Genomic DNA, 22,807 nt, shown 5'->3' on the forward strand with positions numbered 1-22,807 from the left:
GGTGATAGACCCGGTCCCCATCGACAAGATACGGATGACATCATGAGCGAGCAGCACAGCAACGACTCGTCCCACCAGCCCGCAGGCCGTTCTGTGAGCAACACTGTTTCACGCCTTGAGGAGGAGGGTGAGGTCGGTGCCGACTACCTCGAAGAGCTCCTCGACATCGCCGACCTGGGTGGTGACATTGACATTGATATCGACCACGGGCGAGCCTCGATCGCCGTGGTCGCCTCCGAGGAGGGTGACGAGCGCGAGCTCGCTGATCTGGTGGGGCGCGACGGAGAGGTCCTTGAGGCGGTTCAGGAACTGACTCGTCTTGCCGTTCAGGCGCGCACAGGTAACCGTTCACGGCTCATGCTCGATATCAACGGTTACCGTGCCGCTCGTCGGGCTGAGCTCACCAAGGTCGCCCAGGAGGCGGTCACCAAGGTACTCACTTCGGGCGGGTCGGTCAGACTCGAGCCCATGAATCCTTTTGAGCGCAAGGTGTGCCATGACGTCGTTGCCTCGGCCGGTCTGGTCTCCGAGTCCGAGGGAGCTGAACCGCATCGCTGCGTGGTCGTCCTACCGGCTGACGACGTGGATGCTGATGATATCGAGGAGGATAGCGGGTCCGGTGCTGAATCGGTTGCGGATCAGGGTGAGGATCGAGCCGACGATGAGCCGCCCGTGGAGCGGTTCTGAGCATGAGTGATCAGCAGCGGGCCCAGATGGAAGATCCGACGCCGGAGATGCGGGAGATCTTCGGGGTCTCCTTCGCTGCGGCAGAGCACTTCGCGCAGATGCTCGCTGAGGAGGGTGAGCTGCGCGGCCTTGTGGGGCCGCGTGAGCTTCCTCGGCTGTGGAGCAGACACATTGTCAACTCTGCTGCCATCGTCCCTTTTCTTCCAGCTCGCGGAAGTGTGTCTGACGTCGGGTCCGGGGCAGGTTTTCCTGGCGTAGTGGTCGCGCTGCTGCGACCCGATCTTGATGTGACGCTCATTGAGACGATGGAGCGTCGAACCCAGTGGCTGTCTGACGTCGTCGAAGAACTGGGCCTGGACAATGTGACTGTCCGGCGAGCCCGGGCCGAAGAGGTCAAGGACCGCTATGACGTGGTGACGGCTCGCGCAGTTGCGAACCTGTCCAAGCTCGTACGATTGGTCTCGCCTCTTCTGCGTCCAGGAGGAGTGCTGCTCGCCCTCAAGGGGATGCGCGCTCAGGCTGAGGTGGATGACGCTAAGTACGTTATTAAAAAGGTAAAGTTATCAACTGCTGTGGTTCATGAGGTTGTTACTCCCGGTGACGAAACCACTGCTGTGGTTGAGATTCGTCGCCCGAAAAAACGCTGAGATACGGCGCGCGTTCGCTGTAGCGCGTAAGGATTGACGTGCTCGCGTAGACTCGTAACTGCCCGACTGGCTCAAGCCGTCGAGTTGTCGTCAGAGGAGAAGCAGGTTTGTCCGGATCGTCTATCTTCGATCAGCTCCAGGCCGAGCACCTCGCCCTTGACGAGGTAGCGGGCGGAGAGTTCCCACATCCCGAGCGGACCCGTATCATCGCGGTCGCCAACCAGAAGGGTGGCGTCGGGAAAACATCGACAGCAGTCAATCTCGCCGCAGCCTTGGCTGAAGGCGGAGCACACGTACTTCTTGTTGATGCTGACTCGCAAGGCAACGCCTCCACAGCTTTGGGAGTCGAGCACGGCGATGACAGTGTCTCCATCTATGACGTTCTTGTTGATGGGGTGGACATCAAGGACGTGGTGGTCAAGACTCGCTTCTGCGAGACCTTGTGGTGTGTTCCGGCCACGATCGACGTTGCTGCTGTAGAGATTGAGCTTATTTCCACCGCTGAGCGGGAATCGCGCCTGCGACGCGCTCTGGTGGACTACCTGGTTTCACGTGAAACCGAAGGGCAGAAGTCCCTCGACTACGTCATTATCGATTGTCCGCCAAGCCTCGGCATTATGACGATCAATGCCTTCGTCGCTGCAGATGAGGTCCTCATCCCTATGCAGGCCGAGTACTACGCCCTTGAGGGACTGGCGTTACTGACTCGTTCCATCGACCGGATTGCTCGTATCCATAACCCGGGTCTGGGTGTCTCCATGATTGTCCTCACCATGTTTGATGGACGTACCACACTGGCTCGAGAAGTGGAGTCCGAGGTTCGCTCCTACTTCCCTGATGCGACGTTGGATACCAAGGTGCCTCGTTCAATTCGTGTCGCTGAAGCCCCCTCCTTTGGTGCTCCAGTGGTGTTCTGGGATCCCCGGTCCTCCGGCGCGATCGCGTATAAGAAAATGGCTCGTGAGGTTGCTCTGCGGGGCGCCCCCAAAAATGAAGGCGAGGAAGCCTGATGGCTCAGAAACGACGCGGACTTGGACGGGGTCTGGAAGCACTCATCCCGGACACGCAGAAGGAGAAGGCAACGGCACCTCGTCCTTCTGACGTGTTCTTTCCCGATTCGAAGGAGACGGAGACTCACGACAAGGAGCCCGCATCGCACGCCGACGCTGATTCGGAGAACGACCCTACGAACAACGAGTCGCAGAGCACTCGAGATCTGGCCGCTACTCTTCTTGCTCCATCTCAGCGGAAACGTAGTTCCAAGAGTCGCACAGCGCGCTCGACGTCGTCCAGGACAGCATCGAAGACTAAGCGGGCGACCTCTGTTTCACGTGAAACTGTGTCGGATTCTGCTGATGAGACGGTGAAGAAGCTCGAACGTGGGACATCTAAGGTTACGTCGAAAAGCCGTGTCCAGTCGGCGGATAAGACGACTCCGAAGCGCTCTCCTAGGAAGGTGATGTCGAGTGATGCTGACTCGGCTACTGCGCTGAAGACCAAGGAGCAAACACCGCAGCCTGAAGTTGTTGCGACGGAGGCCATCTTGGTTGAGACAACGACGCATGACAACGTAGCTGCGGTCGATGACATCGTTGCCAGTTCTGCCTCGGAAGAAACTGAGAAGCTCGAGGACTCTGTTGTTTCACGTGAAACAAAGGAGAAGCAGACGGGAGGTGCAGAGGTTACGTCCTCTGATTCCAAAGTTGCACAACCCGTCGGGGACTCGATCGTATCTGGAGCCCACACCAGTGAACGGAACGATAGTCGGGTTGACGATACTGTCGACTCAGATGGTCCCGACCTCGTTCCGGTTCCTGGTGCCCACTTTGCTGAGATTCCGGTGGGCTTGATTCATCCGAATCCTCGCCAGCCTCGTCAGGTGTTCGATGAGGAGGACATCTCCGAGCTGGCCGCCTCGATTGCGGAAGTGGGGTTACTCCAGCCGATCGTGGTTCGGCAGGTGTCTACCTCTCAGGGAGAGGACCCGCACTATGAGCTCATTATGGGCGAGCGTCGTCTGCGTGCTTCTAAAGAGGCTGGCCTTGAGACGATTCCGGCAGTGGTGCGGGATACCGATGACGTCGCCATGCTGCGAGACGCGCTGCTGGAGAACCTTCATCGGGTCCAGCTCAATCCGCTTGAGGAAGCAGCGGCCTATCAACAGTTGCTGGAGGACTTCCAGTGCACTCATGCTGAGTTGTCTGAACGGATTGCCCGTTCGCGTTCCCAGATCTCCAATACGCTGCGCCTCATGAAGCTTCCGCCACTGGTACAGCGCAGGCTTGCCGCGAATGTCATCTCGGCCGGCCATGCGCGTGCTCTGTTGGGCCTTCCCAATGCGGCAGAAATGGAGCGGCTTGCTCAACGCGTGGTGGCAGAGGGGCTGTCGGTTCGTGCGACGGAGGAACTCGTCGCTCTTCACGAGGAACCGGACTCGAGAACGAGTCAACCGAAAGTGCTGCGAGCTCGCAGCACTCCTCTCCCGGCTCTCTCGACAAGGCTTTCCGATGCCTTTGATACTCGCGTCAAGGTGACACGTGGAGCGAAGAAGGGACGTATCACCATCGAGTTCGCTGGCGATGATGATCTTGCCCGTATCGTTGGCGCCTTGGCGCCGGGGACATCGCTCGACGAGGAGTAGTTGACGCTAAGTTTCTGAATAATGGTGGGGCCGAAACAGTGAATGTTTCGGCCCCACTCTTGTTCTGAAGAAGAATGATCTATGTTTCACGTGAAACCAGTGGCGTATCAAGCATCGAGTTCGTGAATGTGGTGTCTGAGTACTGGCTGTCTGTGGCTCAGTGCAACTGCAATGACCGGCAGCACTCCCACCGACTGTGGATCATCGTCATACTGCCGATCTGCAATGTGTGAACCGATACTCCTATCGGCTCACGTCCGAGTGTCGGAGGCTTCTTCACCGGATGGGCGGGTGAGTCTACATCGATGTGTACTTGTGAATACCCTGCACGCGCCATCCTTGGTTCAGATGAATAGGGAGACACAGCTTCAGGCTTGACTTGTTATCAAAGCCTGCCAGTTTGAGTTGGTACCGAAGGGGATGGGGCTCTCGGATACACTTCGGGTTCTACGCACGTCCTGTGTGTGATCAGGCGATTGGGATCCAAGTGACATACTGGGTATGTGCCATTGTGCTGTCTTGAGATCACTTCAACAACACTCCTTTGCTGACATCGCTTAGTGTCTCTAACGTGGGGAGCCGAGAGTAACAGTGCGGAACTTCGAGCCTGCGAGTCATGTAAACCGCGGTTTCACGTGAAACCGACATACCTATGGCATGTAGTCCTTCTTCAGAAGAGAATCTCGTTTTCTAGTCAACGTACCTCAGGGTAGAAGATCCTAAAGGTTGAGTGATGGCTTGGATCCGCCTTCTCCAGAAGACAGGTGTGTGTCTACCGCATCTCAAGGATACGCTGTCCTACCGGAGTCCTTCCATGAGGTAGCCATTCTTGGAGGTCGAGTGTTCCCCTTCTTCAAAAGCGTCAGAATGTCTCAGTAAGCGTGTTATGCAGTTGCACCCGGTTGAGCTACTCACTCCGGGAGAACAGGCTGTGAGATGCAGATGCTGTTGTCGATTGGAATGTGTTCATGATGGATTGTAGTGATGCGCCTCGCTGGCTTGGACAAACGACCTCGGCCGTTGTAGCAGTCATTGAACGTCAATGAACAATGAACGGAGTGCGTCATCGCCTCGCCAGAGGTACTCGGATGTCGACTAGTAGAGCAGCGGTCTCGTCGCCGAGAGGTGGTTTCACGTGAAACCAGGAATGGTGGTGGACCGGCTATACGGTGGTCTCAAGTCGTACTCGAGAGTTCTGTTCCTAGGCTCGCGCTTGCAATCGCTGAGCCAGGTGAAGGCAGATGACCTCTATGGCTGGGAACATTCCTCAAGTAGCTAGAGCTTCGGTCGTCAATGCTCTCGGAGTTCCGCTCTCACAACGCCGTGCAGGCGGTTTCGAGGCTCAACTCTTTCTGGGAAGGGCAGACTACTCCTTGTAGATGCTGTGATCCGGTTTCACGTGAAACGGAAGATTCGATGCAAGCATCTGTTGTGAACCGGTGGGAAGTTGATATGAGCCAGAGAAGCTGTTCTCCTGCCGTTGGAGGCGACTGAGCAAGCCCCAATGTTCAGAGGTTCGTGGACTACTGGAGGATATGTGAACTGTTCCGTGTACCTGGCTATCGAGACCTTGTTTGCGTTGGGGAAATTGGAGGCTTGTCTGCTGCGTTAAGATTGTCCAAGCAGTCCTTCTGTTCGTAACACGACCAACGTAGAGAATGGCAAGGAAAGACAGCAGACGCTGTACCGTACTCCCTCGGCAATGTGTCTGATGCTCGACTACTCGACGTTGGTTTCACGTGAAACCAACTTGAGAGGAGTGAGGTCAGATGATCTGGGGGTTGGGCAGGTCTGTTCGGTGATGGGACTGCAGAATGGCACATCAGGCCGAGAGATGGCTAGTAGTCCGGCACGTTGCAGCCTCGATTTCCTCAAAGCATTGATATGAGGTGTGCTCGATTGAAGCGCGAGGCTTTCTAACTCCGGTGGAGGAGATGCTGTGATGCTGCGAAAGAGTGTCGATAGGAAGTATGTGATACGGCGACAAGGCGTGTCGTAGTGGATGTTGATGTTGTCGGTATCGTTGTTCATCATTGACTGATTCGGTTCCTGATGGACTCGGCGAATGAGATCTTGGTGAGAAAGATAGGTCACCTGTTCGCGGTGTAGCACATGTCTCGTCGGTTTCACGTGAAACACAGGCGGCGGTGTTCCGGCTGGGAGGGGTCAACCATCCTATGGTGAAGTCCAGTCTTCATAGGCGCGCCGTGGATGACTTTCGCAGTGATGTCCGTAGGTGCTGGTGCTAAAAGCGGAGGCTCTGGACAGGCCACCTATCTCAAAAACAACCATCGGCGCTACTCCCTGACCTGAGGAGGGTGTGGCTCGCGGGATGGATTGAATGAGTGTTGACTCCTGGATACAGGTAGCCGTATCGATGTACTGAAATGAGAGCCATGCAAGCATAGGAATGTAGGGACATGGTCTTCGACAGCATAGCTGGATCACCGCTATACGCGCTCCTTCACTCTTGAGGCGATCCCTTCTCCTCAAGGATCGAACCCATCTGGGGAAGAGATCGTTTCCGGTACCGCATGGAAGGAGCTCTCGGCCGAGGGTACGGGTGTCTGAGAGACATTCACAGGCGTAGCAGTGGGCTGTGTGTTCAGATTGGTCGCCGTGCTCCTCACTCTTGAGCAGGCTTCCTTCCAACTCTGTGAGACATGATCGGGGTTTCACGTGAAACATCAGATGATGTGAACGTCGGGATTACCTTCGAGTCCCATTGGTCGTCGCTTCAAAAGCGTCTCCTGGCCAATACGACCTACTGAAGAGAGCTGCATACTGGTGGATCTAGTGAATCGTAGTCTTCTCTACCGGCACACAACGTTGCAGTCCGTGAGCAGCCGAGAATAGTGGTGGCTCCACTCGAGCCGAGTGAAGCCACCGTTTCACGTGAAACATGAGTCATGGATAGACGAACGGGTTCCTCACCAGTGCGTCATACAACTCTTCCAGTGAGCTCTCCGCCTTGGCAGCGATCGGTAGCAAGGAGGTTTCCGTCATCCCTGGAATGACATTGACGTCAATGAACCAGGGCGTGCCCTCGTCGTCGAGAATGAGATCGGTTCGAGAGAGATTCCCAAGTCCGAGGGTCTTGTGCACGGTGACTGCGGTATCTTTGACCACGTCGATCACCGTACTGTCCAATCGTGCTGGAACGAAGTACTCCGAGCGGCCAGGATTGTAACGTGCGTCGAAATCGTACTGCCCCTCGGTGACGACCTCGACGGGAGGAAGCGCACGTGGTCCCTCTCCTGTATTAACGACTGATACGGCGAGTTCGGTGCCGGGAACATAACTCTCAATGAGAGCCCGCTCGTCGTACGCGAAGCATGCCACCATGGCGGACCTCAGTTCATCCGCCGTCGATGCATAGGACACTCCGAGTCCAGAACCTCCCTGATGGGGCTTGACCACGACCGGGAGGCTCAGATGGCCGGCGACGACGGTCAGGACCTCCTGAGCTCCTAACTGACTGAAATAGGAATGTGGAAGAGTCAACGAGTCGGGAGTGATCACTCCTCCGGTGCGGACACTGGCCTTAGCTGTCGGTTTAAATGAGGCCCGCTGGCAGCCGTCCGAGTGGGTACCAACATACGGCAGACCCAGGGCTATGAGTATGTTCTGCAGACCGCCATCCTCCCCGGGGCCACCGTGGACCAGCGGCCATACGACGTCGGGTCCGAAGGTCTTGAGTGAGCCGATGGTGCGCGCATCGATATCCAAGACCAGCACGGTGTGCCCGAGCCGTTTGAGGACCTGGGCGACACGATGGCCGGAACGCAGCGAGATGTCTCGCTCGTGACTCAATCCACCGGCAAGCACGGCGATACGGAGTGGAGACTGGTTCATCGTCAACCTCAGATCTGATCGGGAGCGGGCGCGTGAACACCCTCGGACGGACGTTGGCTATGAGTGGGACCGAACAGAGTCAGTAGTTCAAGATCTCGAGTGATGACGCCGGACAGTCGTCGCACGCCCTCGTGGATCTCAGCCGGCTCGGGGTAGCAGAAGGACAGTCTCAGGTGGTCCTGTCCCGCTCTGCCCCCGGTGTAGAAGGCGGTTCCCGAAACATAAGCCACGAGATTGGTCACTGCCCGAGGCAACATGTCCTTGGCATCCAGGCCGTCGGGAAGCCTCACCCACACGTAGAAACCGCCTTCGGGGACGTTCCACCGGCACATGGGCAGAAACTCCTCCAAAGCGGCCACCATGGCATCGCGACGTCCCCGATACATCGCTCGGAATTCCACGATCTGCTGCTTCCAGTCGAACTGGTCCAGGTACATGGAGATCGAGTACTGCCCTACCGACGACGGACACAGGATGGCAGCCTCCGAGGCCAGTTTCATCTTCTCCCTCACTGCGGGCGGCGCCACCGCCCAGCCCACACGGTAACCGGGAGCGAAGATCTTGGAGAAGGAACCGAGGTAGATGACGTCGTCGGGCGCGAGGGTCTTGAGCGCAGTGTAGGTCTGCCCCTCGAAGCCCAGTAGCCCGTAGGGATTGTCCTCCACGATGAGGATGCGATGGCGTCGGCATATCTCAATGATCTGCGGGCGGCGCTCCTCGGTGAGTGTCACTCCTGCGGGATTGTGAAAATTAGGCAGACAGTAGAAAAACTTGATGCGACGCCCTTCGCGCTCGAGTTGAACGATTGTCTCCTCCAGAGCCTCAGGGACGACGCCGTCGGCATCGATGGGAACTTGCTGTACATCGGCCTGGTAGGTCGCGAAGATTGATAGTGAACCGACATACGTGGGAGCCTCTGTCAGGACGACATCACCGGGGTCGACGAACAGTTCGGTGATAATGTCAACCGCTTGCTGAGACCCGGTGGTGATGACGATATCCTCAGGATCGGTCTCGACACCCTCCAAGGCCATGACCTCAGTGATCTGTTCTCGCAGGTGCGGCAGACCTTGGCCGTTTCCGTACTGGAGTGCCTTTCCTCCGTCCTTGCGGATCATCTGCGCCGTGGCTTCGGCCAGTCTTTCCAATGGAAGATCCTTGAGATTCGGCATCCCCCCGGCCAACGACACCACTTCCGGACGTGAGGCGACGGCGAACAGTGAGCGCGTCTCCGAAGCACGCAAACCATGAGCTCGTGCGGCATAGCTGTCCAGCCATGGATCGAGACGATTTCCCTGCACCTGGTTACTGTCCTCGCTCACCTGCGGTCCTTCCTTGGTCGCCACTGTTGCCTCCGTGGATCCAAGTCTGCCACGCCACGAGGGCGGGCAGGACTCGGTGGGATCAGGAGTAATCCGTGGTGTTTCACGTGAAACAAGGAACCTGCTCGGAGGTGCATCGTGACGACGCGGCGGCAGGTGAAGACGCTCCATGTATCGTGTCCACGACACATAACGTGGTGTGGCACGGTGCCATGGCGGCACTCGGCATCGCTCAGGAGCTCAGGGCGTGCGCCTCAATGAGGGCACGCAAAGGCTCCTCATTATTGTCGATCGTCTCCACCTTCTGGGGCCGAGCGAGCAGATCGGCGACGACGTCGGGAGTCTCCGGCTCGCTTCCGAGCGCCTCGGCCACAGTCTGCGGGAACTTCGCGGCCTTGGCGGTCTCCATGACGAGTGTGGGGAAACCGGGTTCCATGGTGCGCAGAGCTACCGTGACGCCGTCGGCGGTGTGCGGGTCAATGAGGCGTCCGGAGCGCTTCTTGACGCTGCGGATGGTCTTCAACCGGTCGGCGTGAGAGGACGTTCCCGCCACGAAGCCGAACTCGTCGCGCAGACGCGGGAGCTGATCGCGCAGGTCGAGCGTGCCGGTGGCCTCCAGCTCCTCCCACCGCCGTACGAAGGCCTCGGGCCCCAGCAGCGCCCAGATGAAACGCTCCAGGTTCGAGGCCTTCGAGATGTCCATTGACGGGCTGGAGGTGGCCAACGTGTCCTCCGCCGAGCGGGGCCGGTAGACGCCGGTGGCGAAGAATTCCTCGAGCACGTTGTTCTCATTGGTGGCCAGGATGAGGCGACGGATCGGCACTCCCATCGACCGGGCCAGGAACCCGGCGTAGATGTTGCCGAAGTTGCCCGAGGGCACACACACGTCGATGCGGTAGTCGGCACGGCCCCCCTCCTCCACTGCATCGGTGACCCGCAACCAGGACCAGACGTAGTAGACGGCCTGCGCAGCGATTCGGCCGATGTTGATGGAGTTGACAGCACCCAGGTGGTGGGACGCCTTGAAGGTCGCGTCGTTACTCAGGGCCTTGACCAGTGCCTGGCAGTCGTCGAAGACGCCGCGTACCGCGATGTTGTGGATGTTGGCGTCCTGGAGCGTGTACATCTGGGCGCGCTGCACCGGGCTCATTCGGCCGGCCGGTGAGAGCATGAAGACACTGACGCCCTCCTGCCCCCTGAAGGCATGCTCTGCCGCCGAACCGGTGTCGCCTGAGGTGGCGCCCAGGATGTTGAGGACCTGACCGTGCTTGGCCAGTACATAAGGAATCACCTGCCCCAGGAACTGCATGGCCAGGTCCTTGAAGGCCATGGTCGGTCCCTCGGACAGGCCTACGAGGGCGAGGCCGCTGGCGACGTCGTCGAGCCCGGAGACGGGGACGACCGGCTGTGGGAACCGCTCCTCGCCATAGGCGGCCCGAGTCAGCGCTGCAAGGTCCTCGCGAGGAATGTCGGTGGCGAACAGGCCGATGACCTCAGTGGCCAGGTCGGCGTAGCTCAGGGGCCTCCAGGCCTCGATCTGCTTGGGATCAAGGTCGGGCAATCGGCTCGGGACCGCCAGGCCGCCGTCGGGCGCGAGGCCCGCCAGAAGAACGTCCGTGAACCCTGCGGGTGCCATCTGGCCGCGGGTAGAGATGTACTGGGTGTACTGCATGTGCCGCCTTCTTGCCGTGTCGCATGCCTTGGTGCCGCTTGCGATTCCGGGCCGATTCTACGGGGCGGTGACTGTGGGCGACAGGTGTGGTGACGGTCGCTCTCACGGTGGAACAGGACATCAGACAACTGGTGAGGCAGGACGTCGGCCCCATCGATCCACTCGTGCGAGGTGGCTCGGTGAGGCCGACGCGTGAAAGTGAGTGTGTGTGGGCGCCCGGTGTCAGGCCAGGACCTTCTCCACCTCTGCTTTGAAGGAGGCCTTCGGACGCGAGCCGCTGAACTGGTGGAAGACCTCACCGTCACGCACGACCGCGAAGGTCGGAATGGATCGCACACCGTAGGAACGGGCCGTGGCCGGGTTGGCGTCCACATCCACCTTGACGAACTTGACCTTGTCTCCGAAGTCGGTGGCGACCTCGTCCACGATCGGTGCCATCTGGCGGCAGGGGCCGCACCACTCGGCCCAGAAGTCTACGACGACGGGGACGTTTGACTTGAGGACCTCCTCCTCGAAAGTGGCGTCAGTGACGGCGAGAGCCTCAGACATGGTTGTTCTCCTCGAACGTTGTGGATGGGTGAATCAGGCTGTGTGGAGAGCGGCTACTCCGACGACATCGGAGCCGGTCCTCCGGTGAGATCAGGTGTGCGGCCCGGTCAGGACTTCAGAGTGGTCAGGTAGTGTTCGGCGTCCAGAGCGGCGCGGCAGCCGGATCCTGCCGCGGTGATCGCCTGCTGGTAGGTGGGGTCGGCGACGTCGCCGCAGGCGAAGACCCCGGGAATCCGGGTGCGCTGCGAGGGGACCTCAACCTTGATGTAACCGGCCTCGTCGAGTTCGAGGACGTCGGCGACGAGCTCGCTGCGTGGAATCTGGCCGATGGCGACGAACAGCCCGGTGGCCTCGATCTGACGGTGCTCGCCGGAGACGGTGTCCTCCAGGGTGAGGCCGGTCAGTGAGTCCTCACCGTGAAGTTCAACAACTCGCGAGTTCCAGGCGAAGGAGATCTTCGGGTCCTCCTGGGCGCGCTTGGCCATGACGGCCGAGGCGCGTAACTCGTCGCGGCGGTGGACCACGGTGACGGAGCGGGCGAAGCGGGTCAGGAAGGTGGCCTCCTCCATGGCTGAGTCCCCACCGCCGACGACCACGATGTCCTGATCCTTGAAGAAGAACCCGTCGCAGGTGGCGCAGTAGGACACGCCGTGCCCGGAGAGGCGCTCCTCCCCATCGATGCCCAGGTGCCGGTACTCCGAGCCGGTGGAGATGATGACGCTACGCGCCTCGTAGGCACCCTCGGAGGTGGTGATGCGCTTGACGTCGCCCTCCAGCTCGAGGGCGGTGACGTCCTCGTAGCGGACCTCGGTGCCGAAGCGCTCGGCCTGTTCCTGCATCTGGTTCATGAGCTCGGGGCCCATGACTCCTTCGATGAAGCCGGGGTAGTTCTCCACCTCGGTCGTGTTCATCAGAGCGCCGCCGGCGGTGACCGAGCCTGCCAGGACGACCGGGTTGAGCTGGGCGCGAGCCGCGTAGATGGCGGCCGTGTAACCGGCGGGGCCGGAGCCAACAATGACGACGTCGTGAATCATGACTCTCCTGACGGGACGGGCGTTGGGCGCGGTCGCCTAGTACAACTAGTAATCAATATACCCTGTTCCCAGGGTATCTCTTATTTGAGTGTGATCTCCGTCGCGGCGGCTTTATAGGCGCGCTCACCGGCCACATTGTTCTTGGGAAGCTGGGTCACCCGAAGGACGATGGTGTCGACGATCTGAGGCTTCTGAATATCGAAGGTTGTTGTTCCTGAGGTGAAGGCCCCTTCGGCGAGCAGTGTGCCGCCACCGGCGTTGTTGATGTCCGTTGCGCGAACCTCGACGCGTCCTCCCTCATTGGTGCCCTGGAGCACGATCTGTGAGACCTTTGCAGAACTCTTGAGCTTGAGCTCGATGTCGATCGGCTGGGTCAGATCGGCGCTGTCGGTGTAGTGCGAGGTCCAGGGGCGCCCAGCATCACCATCAGTGAGAAGCCTGGCGTTGTCAGGCGCCAGGGCGCTCGGGTTGTTGGCGACGGAGACCCCGGCGATCTCAGGCGTGGTCGCAGGAGCCTGTGTGGTCGCAGGAGCCTGTTGTCCGCCTTCGCCGCTGGTCGCCTGGGCGCTGGCGGAGGGGACGGTGTCTACGGCCGGCTGGTCCTTCTCGGTGAAGGGGATACTGATTGTCTGGTACACGATGTAGCTGGCGGCCGCCAGTGAGATGAGAACGATGACGACGAGGACGACCAGGATTCCGCTGGTGGTCCGCTGCTCCCGGCGAGCGGCCTCGGGATCGATCTCCTCCTCGTCGTCGTCCTCGAAGGCGGGGAAGCTGCCGGTGAAGGGCTCGGAGGGAACCGGCGCGGGCACGGGCGCCGTCTCAGAGGCGGTCGACAGCACATTCGGGATCGGGTTCACCGGTCCGGTGACCTGGACATAGGTGTCGTCGGCCGATGGCTCCTGCACGACAGGCGAGTCGAACTGCTGCGACTCGACCGGAGAGGTGGACGGCGCAGCCGGTTCCTCGGCGACCGGGGAGGTCGCGATGCCGGCCGTCTGCCCGTAGCCCGCATCGGGGCCGGCCGATACTGACATGTCCGGTCCGGACTGGGATTGCGCGGATGACGATGCGACCGTGGTCTCCTTGCCGGCACCACTGCGCCGTAGCCGGTCCAGGACACCACGGGCCGCACCTGCAACGGCGGCTCCCGAGGCGCTGACCGTGGCACCCGCAGCGGCGCCAGCAGGGGCCGCTGCGGCTGACGACGGACGCTGAGCGCTTGGACCTGGCGCAGAGCCCGATCCGTGGTACCCGGTCACCTGCTCCCAGGTGCCCAGCGAGCGCGCCACCTCCGCGGCGCAGATGGGGGGCTGGCTGCTCCAGGTGCGTTCGCACAGTTCGTCCAGGATCGGGTCGATCCCGGGTACCAGCGTGGATGGCTTGACCGGGACCCCGCCCAGGCGCGGTGCGGAGGGGATTCCTGGGCGCTTGCCCGGCCACCGGCCGGTCAGTCCGTAGTAGAGGATCTCCACCAGGGAGCGGGCGTCGGTCCGGTCGGCGGCTGTGGGATCGTGACCGGCCACCCGGCTCTCCAGGTCGAGGGCGGCTGCCTCGATACCCAGGCCTCCGACCTTGACCATGCCGTCAGGAAGGACACGGATGGACTCGGGGGACAGATTGAGGTGGTGCAGACCCTTACGGGCACCGGAATCAAGTGCCTGAGCGGTCTCGCCAATGATGGCGCGCACCTGCTCCGGAAGCATGCCCCGGGACACCAGGGAGGAGAACGTGCGTCCGGCCAGCGGCTCGGTGACGATGATGGAGGGCTCGGCGCGCTCGACGTCGTAGACCTGCTGAAGGCGCTGATCCTCGACCAGGACGGCCCGGCTGGCAGACTCCAGGACGTTGTCACGGTGAAGCGTCGCGTCGGTGAGAACCAGGATCGTCACGTCTCTGTCCAGGATCGTGTCAACCCCGCGGTGCCTGACAATGCGGGGCAGCGTGGTGGACAGCGTTCCAAGGAGTCCGTAGCGACCACTACCGATCGGCGTCGCCTCCGACATGCGTCTCCTTCCCTGCGATGGGCGTCCATCTGAACCGGTTGACCCCATCGTAACCGCCTGAGGCCTCCGAACCGGGGTGATGTGGCTCGTGTGGGCATGTACCAGGGGAGGCTGAGCAGCGGGCTGCCCTGTGGCCCCCTGGAGGGGTGGGATACTGGGAGGCAGCGAGGGAGGGATACTCCCGGGAATGTTGGCCGATGAGTGCTGGGAGGCCTGCAAGCGGCGCGAGGCATCGGCCGCATAGTCGGCGCGCGTGGGCGGCGGTGGGGTTGCCGCCTGTGAAGGAACCGGTGGCGCAAGTGAGGGAGCCGGACGGCCGTCCCGGGTGTAGGACCCAGGTGCCTGCGGTGACGGACCGCTAACGGGAACCCGACCCATTTTGTCCGGTCGACTCGGTGAGTGGGGCTGCGCCTGCGGGTGGGACGACGGAACGGTGGCGGTGCCGTGGGTGGCGTCTCCGGTGTAGCCAACAGCACCGTGTGCGCTTGCGCCTGTTGAAAGGTCTGACGGATCGGAAGCGGATTGAGTGGCCTGCGGAGGTGCTGCGGTTGCCGCTGAAACGGCTGACATCTGGGTGGTCGCCTGTGCAGCGGGGGCCGGCGGCGACAGCCAGGTCGCGATCGCCAGCACCCCCCGTCCGGGCGCGCCGGGGAGGCGCCGACCGATCGTGGACAGGATACGCGAGAAGGGCCGGAAGGCGACGGCGATCTCCTCAACCCCGACGATACGGCCCATCAGCAGATAGGTGAGCGACATGACGGCGGCGACGACGGTGATGTGTCCGAGTGCTGCGGACATCTTGGCCAGGGAGGAGTCGCCGTCGACGTTGCCCATGACCAGGTTGAGGACGATCCCGGCGATGACCGCGGGGGTCACCGCCATGATCAGACGCAGGTGGGTGGTGACGATCTTGCGGCCGTCCAGGCTGGGCAGATGGGAGCGCATCATGGGGATGACCACGATGCAGCCTCCGATCTGACTGATTGTGTTGGCCGCCCCCGCCCAGGTCATCCAGTGGTTGGCCGGGGCCATGAAGTAGGCCATGATGCACAGGACGACCGGGATGACGCCGACGACGACGTCGGCCAGCAGCAACCGTTTGGTGTCGGAATAGGCCAGCATGACCCGTTGGGTCCCGAACCAGACGCCCTGCGGGACGATGCCCAGCGCCAGGGCGATGAGCATGGGGGCACTGGCCTGGGCCTCGGGCAGGGTGATCGAGGGGGTGAAGAGCTGGAGGGCCGGGACCGCCAGCACGCAGATGCCCGCCGTCGCCAGCACCGTGAAGACACCTGCGGACCGCAGCCCCAGGGAGAGGTCCTCGCGCACACTGGTGCTGTCCCCGGCCGCGGCCTTCTCACTCATCCGGGTGAACAGGGCCGTGATGATGGAGGTGACCACCAGGGACTGGGGCAGCATGTACACCAGGTAGGCGTTGAGCCACATGGTCGTGGAGGGCACGATGACGTTCGCGTACTCGGGCTGCTCGGAGGCCGTCACCGCGTAGGAGCCCAGGTTGGAGGTGATCCAGCTGCTCAGGCTGGCCACGCCCACCCCGGCCAGCGCCCACAGGGCCACCTTGACGGTCTTGCCCAGCCCCAGGCCCCGCACCCCGAAGACGATGCGCGGCCGGAACCCGGAGCGCACCAGGGGGATGTAGAGGATCAGCGCCTGGACCGCGATGCCCAGAGTGGTTGTTGCCCCGATGAGCGTGACCCGGCTCCAGTCCCAGAGCTCTGGCCCCTGGCCGGTGGTGTAGCGACCGTAGATATGGAGGTAGAACAGGATCGAGGCGATCGAGATGATGTTGTTGAGCACCGGGGACCACATGTAGGGACCGAAGCTCGAACGAGCGTTGAGCACCTGCCCCCACAGGGCGTACAGGCCGTAGAAGAAGACCTGCGGCATGAACCAGAACGCGAAGGCGAAGGACAGCATCTGCCACTGCCCCTGGGCCAGGGAGTTGGCATTGATGGCGAAGATGAGAGGCGCGGCCGCGGTCGCGATGCAGGTGACCACCAGCATGAGCGTGGCCGCAGCGGTCAGGAGACGGTTGACGACCTCCTCGCCGTTGCGCCGTCGCAGTGCCTGGACGATCTGCGGCACCAGGATGGCGTTGAGGATGCCGCCGATCATCATGTTGTACAGGTAGGTGGGCAGGTTGTTGGCCGTGTTGAAGGCGTCGGCCGCCCCCGAGCCCGTGGCGCCCAGCGCCATCACGATCAGGGCGTTGCGCACCATGCCCAGGACGCGCGAGACCAAGGTTCCCGAAGCCATGATGGCCGAGGAGCGCGCCAGCGACGCCTGACTGCGTCTCTGCGAGGAGAAACGCCTGGGTCGTGCGTGCTTGAACATGGTCATGCCGTCTCCTGTGCAGCCGGGGCGACCGTGGTGCGGCGGCCTCGTCGTACAGTTCTCACAGTACCGATCACCACGATGCATACCAGGATTCCGACGATGATGCCGGTTCCCCGGCTCTCCCAGTCCGCGCGGACCCGCATGTGAACAGTGGTGGGTGTGCCCACGGTGGTGCCGTCCTCGGCGCGCACCTGCACCGTCAGGCCCACGTCACCAGATCCGACGGCCTGGATCGGTACTGTGACCTTGGCCTGCTGATGGGCCGGAACCCTCACGGTGGCGGTACGCGGCACCTGGAGACGCTTGTTGTCGGAGACCAGGTAGACCTGCACGGTAACGTCCTGGTCCAGGGACGAGGTGATCCGTACCGGCAGCTGGGCCTCGGAGCTGATGAGGTTGATGGTCGACGACGGCACCGCAGCCAGAGATGAGGTGACCTCGGCCGCTGCGGCCTCAGCGGCCGGCACCTGGGCGCTGCGGGCCGTGGGGTCGGCCCGCCAGGAGGCCGAGGATACGACGGCCTCCAGATCCGCGTAGTCACCCAGCGGTGCAGTCGGATCGGAGAGCACCGAGGCGACCGATCGGAGTGTGCCGGCCGTTCCGGAGGCGGCAGTGAGGGTGGCGGTGGACAGCTCGTCGTCATCGACCACCTTGTCCGGTGGGTCGGAGCGCTCGAGTCGAGAGGTTCCCTCATCGACGGCCTTGACCTCTGCCTGAGCCCGCTCCAGCAGGGCGTCCAGGGACTGAGACCGGGTCCAGGACATGGAGCGCAGGGCGGACAGGCGCTCGTGCAGGGTGGAGACCTCCACGGTGGAGGCCTCCTGGCGAGGCATCGCCACCACGATGTCGCGCTCCAGTGCCGGGGCCTGACGCGTCAGGATCGCGCTGTTACCGCGCAGCAGCTGGCGGATGTCGAGTTCCGCGGCCTGAGTGCTCTGGTTGGCCTGGTTGGTGTGGACCGGACCGTCGGCCTCGGCGCCGGTGCCGGCAAGAGTCTCCGACAGGGACTGCTCGGGAAGCAGGACCGCCCGGTCCCCGAGCGCCCCGAGCCCGGATGGGGTGTAGGTGAGCTCGTCGGCCGCCGGAAAGGAGGTGGATGAGGCGATGACGGTGGACGTGGACTGGGGCAGTGCGTCGACCGTGGCGGAATCCATGACGCTGGAAGCCAACCAGGACAGCGATGCCGGTGCCCCTGCCTTGACGATGGCCGACTCCTGGGTGCGCTGCGCGGCGGTATCGATGAGGCCCGTCTGCTGGAGGTGCGACAGCGCGGCGGTGTCGGAGTCACCCCAAGGCAGAGCCACGAGGCTGCCGGTACCGATGGCCCACATGAGCATGGTGGAGAGCTGGGTGACGTCCTCGGAGATCTTGCTCGACGTCGTCGGGGAGGCGGTCGGCGATGTCGAGGACGTCGAGGGGGCCGACGCCGATGGGCTGCCGGCTGCGGAGGGATCGGCCGTGGACGATGCGGACGGCTCGGCGCCCGGGGAGGTCTGAGTGGCCGTGTCCGGCGTCGTGGCCCGGAAGCCGCTGTTGCGGGCGGCCTCCTCCATGCTGGCCTGTGATACGCCCAGGGTCTCGACCAGCGCCGGGTCCACGGCCATGACCGTGCCCTCGCCGGCCATGTTCAGTAGGCCGAGCACCCGGCTGCGGACGCGAGTGAGGACGTCCTCGCGCTCCTGGGTGTGCGGGCCGGCCAGAACCGTCATCTCCTGCGTTGAGGCGGTCACCGGGATGAATGTGGTCAGACGCACCGGGGTGACGGAGGCGCCGCTGTCCCATACGACGATGCTTCGATCCTGGGCCAGGGGGGCGCCTTGAATCTCAAGACTGACCGCAATACCGCGCGGACCCCACTGATCGGTGTTGGTCAATGGCAGCTGATCAGCCGGTACGGTGATGGAGAACTGGGTGACCTCCCCCGGCTGGATGTCGCGGCCCAACGGGACCGTGAACGGATCGGACAGTCCTGATTCATCAGTAGTGCCGCTCAGCCATTTCCTGAGGCTGTGGCTCGTGACCTCCGTCGATCGCTGGAGGCGGGCCGCCAGGTCCACCCCGTTCAGGAGCTGCTCGGTTCCGTTGGTGATGGTGCCGGTCAGGATCAGGTCCTGGTCGCTGTGCAGTACCTCGGGGGCCAGAGCGTCGACACTCATGGTCACCTGGTTGGCGGCCGCCTGTGTGGGCGGCGCCTGAGGGGCCTGCGTGCCCTGGCCGGTGCCCTGACTCGGGCTCTGGGCGGAGGATGCCGTCTTCGTCGTCGAGGCCGACGGCGCAGGGGACGGGGTCGGCCTCGGAGTGGTCGGCTTCGTCGGGGCCCTCGGCAGGATCTCGGTGGATAGCCCACCGGTTCGCGCGCCCGAGACAACGGTCTGCTGCGCATAGGCCTTCGGCAGGCCGATCAGTGGGACCGACACCAGGCTCACAACGCCCAGTAGGGTGGCGATGGTCACCATTGCCCTGCTCCGCAGCCTGGAGCCCAGCATGGTGGCCATCCTTGCATACGGGTTGGCGGCGCCGGTCATCCATCCCCCACCAGGATGTCCCAGGCCGCGGCCACGATACGGCGCTCGTTGGGATAGGCCAGACGGTGGGAGACATCCTCCAGGGCGACCCACTCGACGTCCTCGGCCTCGTGGTCCGGGTCGTTCTCCGTGGTCAGGGTGCCGCTGACTGCTTCCAGCAGAAAGTGGTGCACCACCTTGTGGACGCGGTGCTCGTGACCGGCGAACCAGTAGTCGATGGTCGCCAGGTGTCGAAGAACACGGCCGGTGATCCCGGTCTCCTCCATGATCTCGCGGACCGCGGCCTGCTCGGGGGTCTCGGTGCCCTCCAGGTGCCCCTTGGGCAGGCACCACTCCAGCCGCCCTCCGCGGTTGCGCCGGGCGATGACCGCCGTGAAGGCCTGACCGTTCTGAACGTCGACGACCAGGCCGCCGGCACTGGTCTCGTTGACGATCGGCAAAGCGCGCGCACCCGCCCGGTGGGCCGGGTTTCCGGCGCGGGGCGTGCGAGTGCGTGGCGAGGGCATAGGGACACTCTAGGGCGTCCGGGCTGCCGGGTGCCTCTGGCCGAGTACGTCGTCGCACACAACTGCACTGTCTGCGGGTGGGTGGCTGTGACGGAACGTGCCCGTTTGCGCGAGATGGTCCTCACCACAGGGATGCTGAGGTCGACGACGACGGCGCGCCGGTCAGGGTTCATGGCAGGCTTGGGCCGATGACTGCGCACCCCGCTCCCGCTGAACCCGCCGACTCCCCGGATGCCGCCGAGAACCGCGGTCTGACGCCCAAGGCCCGTCAGGCGCTCGAGGGCCTGCCCCCCGCCCTGGCGGCCCTGGGGCACGCCTTCGTGCGCGCCGGGCACGAGATCGCCCTGGTCGGCGGGCCCGTGCGGGACGCCTTCCTCGGCGTCGCCCCCCACGACCTGGACCTGACCACCTCGGCCCGCCCCGAGCAGACCGAGAAGGTCCTGGCCGCCTGGGGCGAGACCACCTGGGACGTGGGCCGGGCCTTCGGCACCATCGGCGCGCGCAAGGGCTCCACCATCGTGGAGGTCACCACCTACCGCACCGAGGCCTACGAGGTCGGCTCCCGCAAGCCCCAGGTCACCTACGGCGACACCCTCACCGGGGACCTCACCCGCCGCGACTTCACCGTCAACGCCATGGCACTGCGCCTGCCCGACCTCGAGCTCGTCGACCCCTGCGACGGCCTGGCCGACCTGGCCGCCGGCGTCCTGCGCACCCCCGTCAGCGCCGAGCAGTCCTTCGACGACGACCCCCTGCGCATCATGCGGGCCGCCCGCTTCGCCGCCCAGCTCGGCTTCGACGTCGAGATGGATGTCATGACCGCCATGGAGGACATGGCCTCCCGCCTGGCGATCGTCTCCGCCGAGCGCGTGCGCGCCGAGCTCGAGCGGCTGCTCATCAGCCCCTGGCCCCGGCGCGGACTGGAGCTGCTGGTCCACACCGGTGTGGCCGACGTCGTCCTGCCCGAGCTGAGCGCCCTGCGTGAGACCGTCGACGAGCACAAGCGACACAAGGACGTTTACGAGCACACCCTGACCGTCCTGGACCAGGCCATCGACCTGGAGACCGGGCCCGACGGACCCGTCCCCGGCCCCGACCTGGTCCTGCGTCTGGCCGCCATCCTCCACGACATCGGCAAGCCCGCCACCCGTCGCTTCCTGCCCGACGGCACCGTCACCTTCCACGGCCACGACCACGTCGGCGCCCGGATGACGGCCAAGCGCCTGCGGGCGCTGCGCTTCGACAAGCAGACCATCAAGGACGTCTCCCGGCTGGTCGAGCTCCACCTGCGCTTCCACGGCTACGCAGACGCCGCCTGGTCGGACTCGGCCGTGCGCCGCTACGCCACCGACGCCGGTCCCCTCCTGGAGCGCCTCCACCGGCTCACCCGGGCCGACGTCACCACCCGCAACCGCCGCAAGGCCGCCATGCTGGACCGCGCCTACGACGACCTCGAGGAGCGCATTGAGGCCCTGCGCGCCGCCGAGGAGCTCGCCGCCATCCGCCCGGACCTCGACGGCGGCCAGATTATGGCCGAGCTCGGCGTGCCCCCCGGGCCGGTCGTCGGAGAGGCATACCGTTTTCTCATGGACCTGCGCATGGAGAAGGGACCGATCGGCGAGGACCTGGCCCGCCAGGCACTGCACTCCTGGTGGGCGGCCCGTCAGAAGAGCTGAAGGCGATGAGTCAGTGATGTCGACAAGTGGGCCGGAAGTGACTCAGGGCTTGGGTGCTGAACGAGTTGACCCTGATGACATGCTTGAATCGTTAAGAGAGTTGCGGGTCGGTGTCGTCGGCATCGGAGCCCGCTGCTACCTGGCCGCGCTCGCGGACTCCTCACCGGTACCGGCCCGGCTCGTCGCCGCGGCCGACACCGCGCCCGACGCCGTCGCCCGCGCCGAGCGCCTTCTGCCCAAGGGGGTGGCGGTGGTGGCCGACCACCGCGACCTGCTGGAGCACGGGATCGACGCCGTCGTCCTGACCACCCCCGACGACACGCACGAGGAGCTCGCCTGCTTCTTCCTTGAGGCCGGTGTTCCGGTCTATCTGGAGAAGCCCCTGGCCATCACCATCGAGGGTGCCGACCGCATCCTGGAGGCGGCCCGGCGTACCGGCACCCGCCTCTACGTGGGCCACAACATGCGCCACATGGAGGTGGTGCGGCTGCTGAAGTCGATCATCGACTCCGGGCGGATCGGCGAGCTCAAGGCCATCTGGTGCCGCCACTTCGTGGGCAACGGCGGCGACTACTACTTCCGTGACTGGCACGCCGAGCGCCGCCACGTCACCGGCCTGCTACTGCAGAAGGCCGCCCACGACATCGACGTCATGAGCTGGCTGGCCGACTCCGCGCCGGCTCGCGTCGTCGGTATGGGTGGGCTCATGGTCTACGGTCAGGCCGGGCGCCGGGAGCCGGGCACGAGCGCCGGCACCGTCATGCAGGACTGGTTCAGCCTCGACCACTGGCCCGCCGACGAGGTGGGCGGGCTCAACCCGGTCATCGACGTCGAGGACCACTCCATGCTCATGATGACCATGCGCAACGGGGTCATGGCCTCCTACCAGCAGTGCCACTTCACTCCCGACTACTGGCGCGGTTACACGGTCATCGGCACTCGCGGCCGGGCCGAGAACCTCGGTGACGGTGCCGGAAACGTCGTCAAGGTGTGGACCGAGCGCTCGGAGCGCTACAGCGAGCGTGCCACGCAGGAGCACGTCATCGCCGAGGAGGGCACCGGGCACGACAGCGCCGATCAGCTCGCCATCGATGAGTTCCTGCGCTTCGTGCGCGCCGGCGGGGCCACCGAGGCCTCACCTGTCAGCGCGCGCGACGCCGTCGCAGCCGGAGTGCTGGCCACTCGGTCCCTGCGTTCGGGGTCCGTGCCCTACGACGTGCCCGAGCTCGACGCGGACCTCGCGGCCTACTTCCACCGCGGACAACAGAATTCTCACTCACCGACGGTTTCTTCATAAACGACGCGGCTCCGCGTCATCTTTGAAGAAAA

14 protein-coding genes are annotated in these 22,807 nt (G+C 63.5%); 6 read left to right on the forward strand and 8 right to left on the reverse strand.

Features of this window, described 5'->3' with window-relative positions:
• The first annotated feature begins 42 nt into the window (after positions 1 to 42).
• The 4 genes from RWR81_RS02445 (at position 43) to RWR81_RS02460 (ending at position 3,975) form a co-directional block, all read left to right on the forward strand.
• Positions 43 to 687, forward strand: a complete 645-nt coding sequence (locus tag RWR81_RS02445; RefSeq protein ID WP_314453878.1) for a R3H domain-containing nucleic acid-binding protein — start codon at positions 43 to 45, stop codon at positions 685 to 687.
• Between the two features lie 2 nt (positions 688 to 689).
• Positions 690 to 1,334, forward strand: coding sequence for a 16S rRNA (guanine(527)-N(7))-methyltransferase RsmG (gene rsmG, locus RWR81_RS02450; RefSeq protein ID WP_314453881.1), 645 nt, complete (start codon positions 690 to 692; stop codon positions 1,332 to 1,334).
• A 107-nt stretch (positions 1,335 to 1,441) separates the two neighbouring features.
• Positions 1,442 to 2,344 carry a ParA family protein gene (locus RWR81_RS02455; protein WP_314453885.1) on the forward strand — a complete coding sequence of 301 codons (903 nt, stop codon included), beginning with the start codon at positions 1,442 to 1,444 and terminating at the stop codon, positions 2,342 to 2,344.
• The gene (locus RWR81_RS02460; RefSeq protein ID WP_399497863.1) at positions 2,344 to 3,975 is read left to right on the forward strand and encodes a ParB/RepB/Spo0J family partition protein; all 1,632 of its coding nucleotides are present in this window, start codon (positions 2,344 to 2,346) and stop codon (positions 3,973 to 3,975) included. Before RWR81_RS02455 ends, RWR81_RS02460 begins: the two co-directional genes overlap by 1 nt.
• A 2,907-nt stretch (positions 3,976 to 6,882) precedes the next feature.
• Here RWR81_RS02460 and RWR81_RS02465 read toward each other — a convergent pair.
• From RWR81_RS02465 to RWR81_RS02500, 8 genes are all read right to left on the reverse strand, one after another.
• The gene (locus RWR81_RS02465) at positions 6,883 to 7,830 is read right to left on the reverse strand and encodes an ATP-grasp domain-containing protein (RefSeq protein WP_314453892.1); all 948 of its coding nucleotides are present in this window, start codon (positions 7,828 to 7,830) and stop codon (positions 6,883 to 6,885) included.
• An 8-nt stretch (positions 7,831 to 7,838) separates the two neighbouring features.
• Positions 7,839 to 9,152, reverse strand: coding sequence for a PLP-dependent aminotransferase family protein (locus tag RWR81_RS02470; RefSeq protein WP_314453894.1), 1,314 nt, complete (start codon positions 9,150 to 9,152; stop codon positions 7,839 to 7,841).
• Between the two features lie 232 nt (positions 9,153 to 9,384).
• Positions 9,385 to 10,824 carry a threonine synthase gene (gene thrC / locus RWR81_RS02475; RefSeq protein ID WP_314453896.1) on the reverse strand — a complete coding sequence of 480 codons (1,440 nt, stop codon included), beginning with the start codon at positions 10,822 to 10,824 and terminating at the stop codon, positions 9,385 to 9,387.
• A gap of 222 nt (positions 10,825 to 11,046) precedes the next feature.
• Positions 11,047 to 11,373, reverse strand: a complete 327-nt coding sequence (gene trxA / locus RWR81_RS02480; RefSeq protein ID WP_314453899.1) for a thioredoxin — start codon at positions 11,371 to 11,373, stop codon at positions 11,047 to 11,049.
• 107 nt (positions 11,374 to 11,480) lie between these two features.
• Positions 11,481 to 12,407: a thioredoxin-disulfide reductase gene (gene trxB, locus RWR81_RS02485; RefSeq protein WP_314453903.1), complete on the reverse strand. Its 927-nt coding sequence runs from the start codon at positions 12,405 to 12,407 to the stop codon at positions 11,481 to 11,483.
• 80 nt (positions 12,408 to 12,487) lie between these two features.
• Complete coding sequence (locus RWR81_RS02490) at positions 12,488 to 16,774, reverse strand: lipid II flippase MurJ (RefSeq protein WP_314453906.1); 4,287 nt, start codon at positions 16,772 to 16,774, stop codon at positions 12,488 to 12,490.
• Positions 16,771 to 19,257: a DUF6049 family protein gene (locus RWR81_RS02495; protein WP_314453909.1), complete on the reverse strand. Its 2,487-nt coding sequence runs from the start codon at positions 19,255 to 19,257 to the stop codon at positions 16,771 to 16,773. Before RWR81_RS02495 ends, RWR81_RS02490 begins: the two co-directional genes overlap by 4 nt.
• 35 nt (positions 19,258 to 19,292) lie before the next feature.
• The gene (locus RWR81_RS02500) at positions 19,293 to 19,802 is read right to left on the reverse strand and encodes an NUDIX hydrolase (RefSeq protein ID WP_314453911.1); all 510 of its coding nucleotides are present in this window, start codon (positions 19,800 to 19,802) and stop codon (positions 19,293 to 19,295) included.
• Positions 19,803 to 19,990: 188 nt separating this feature from the next.
• Between RWR81_RS02500 and RWR81_RS02505 the strand changes: the two genes are divergently transcribed.
• A complete protein-coding gene (locus RWR81_RS02505) occupies positions 19,991 to 21,478 on the forward strand; it encodes a CCA tRNA nucleotidyltransferase (RefSeq protein ID WP_314453914.1) in 1,488 nt (495 codons plus the stop codon).
• Positions 21,479 to 21,557: 79 nt separating this feature from the next.
• Positions 21,558 to 22,775 carry a Gfo/Idh/MocA family oxidoreductase gene (locus RWR81_RS02510; protein ID WP_314453917.1) on the forward strand — a complete coding sequence of 406 codons (1,218 nt, stop codon included), beginning with the start codon at positions 21,558 to 21,560 and terminating at the stop codon, positions 22,773 to 22,775.
• Positions 22,776 to 22,807 lie beyond the last annotated feature (32 nt).

Origin of the sequence: uncultured Actinomyces sp., from assembly GCF_963526355.1 — a bacterium.
Classification (GTDB): Bacteria; Actinomycetota; Actinomycetes; order Actinomycetales; family Actinomycetaceae; genus Actinomyces.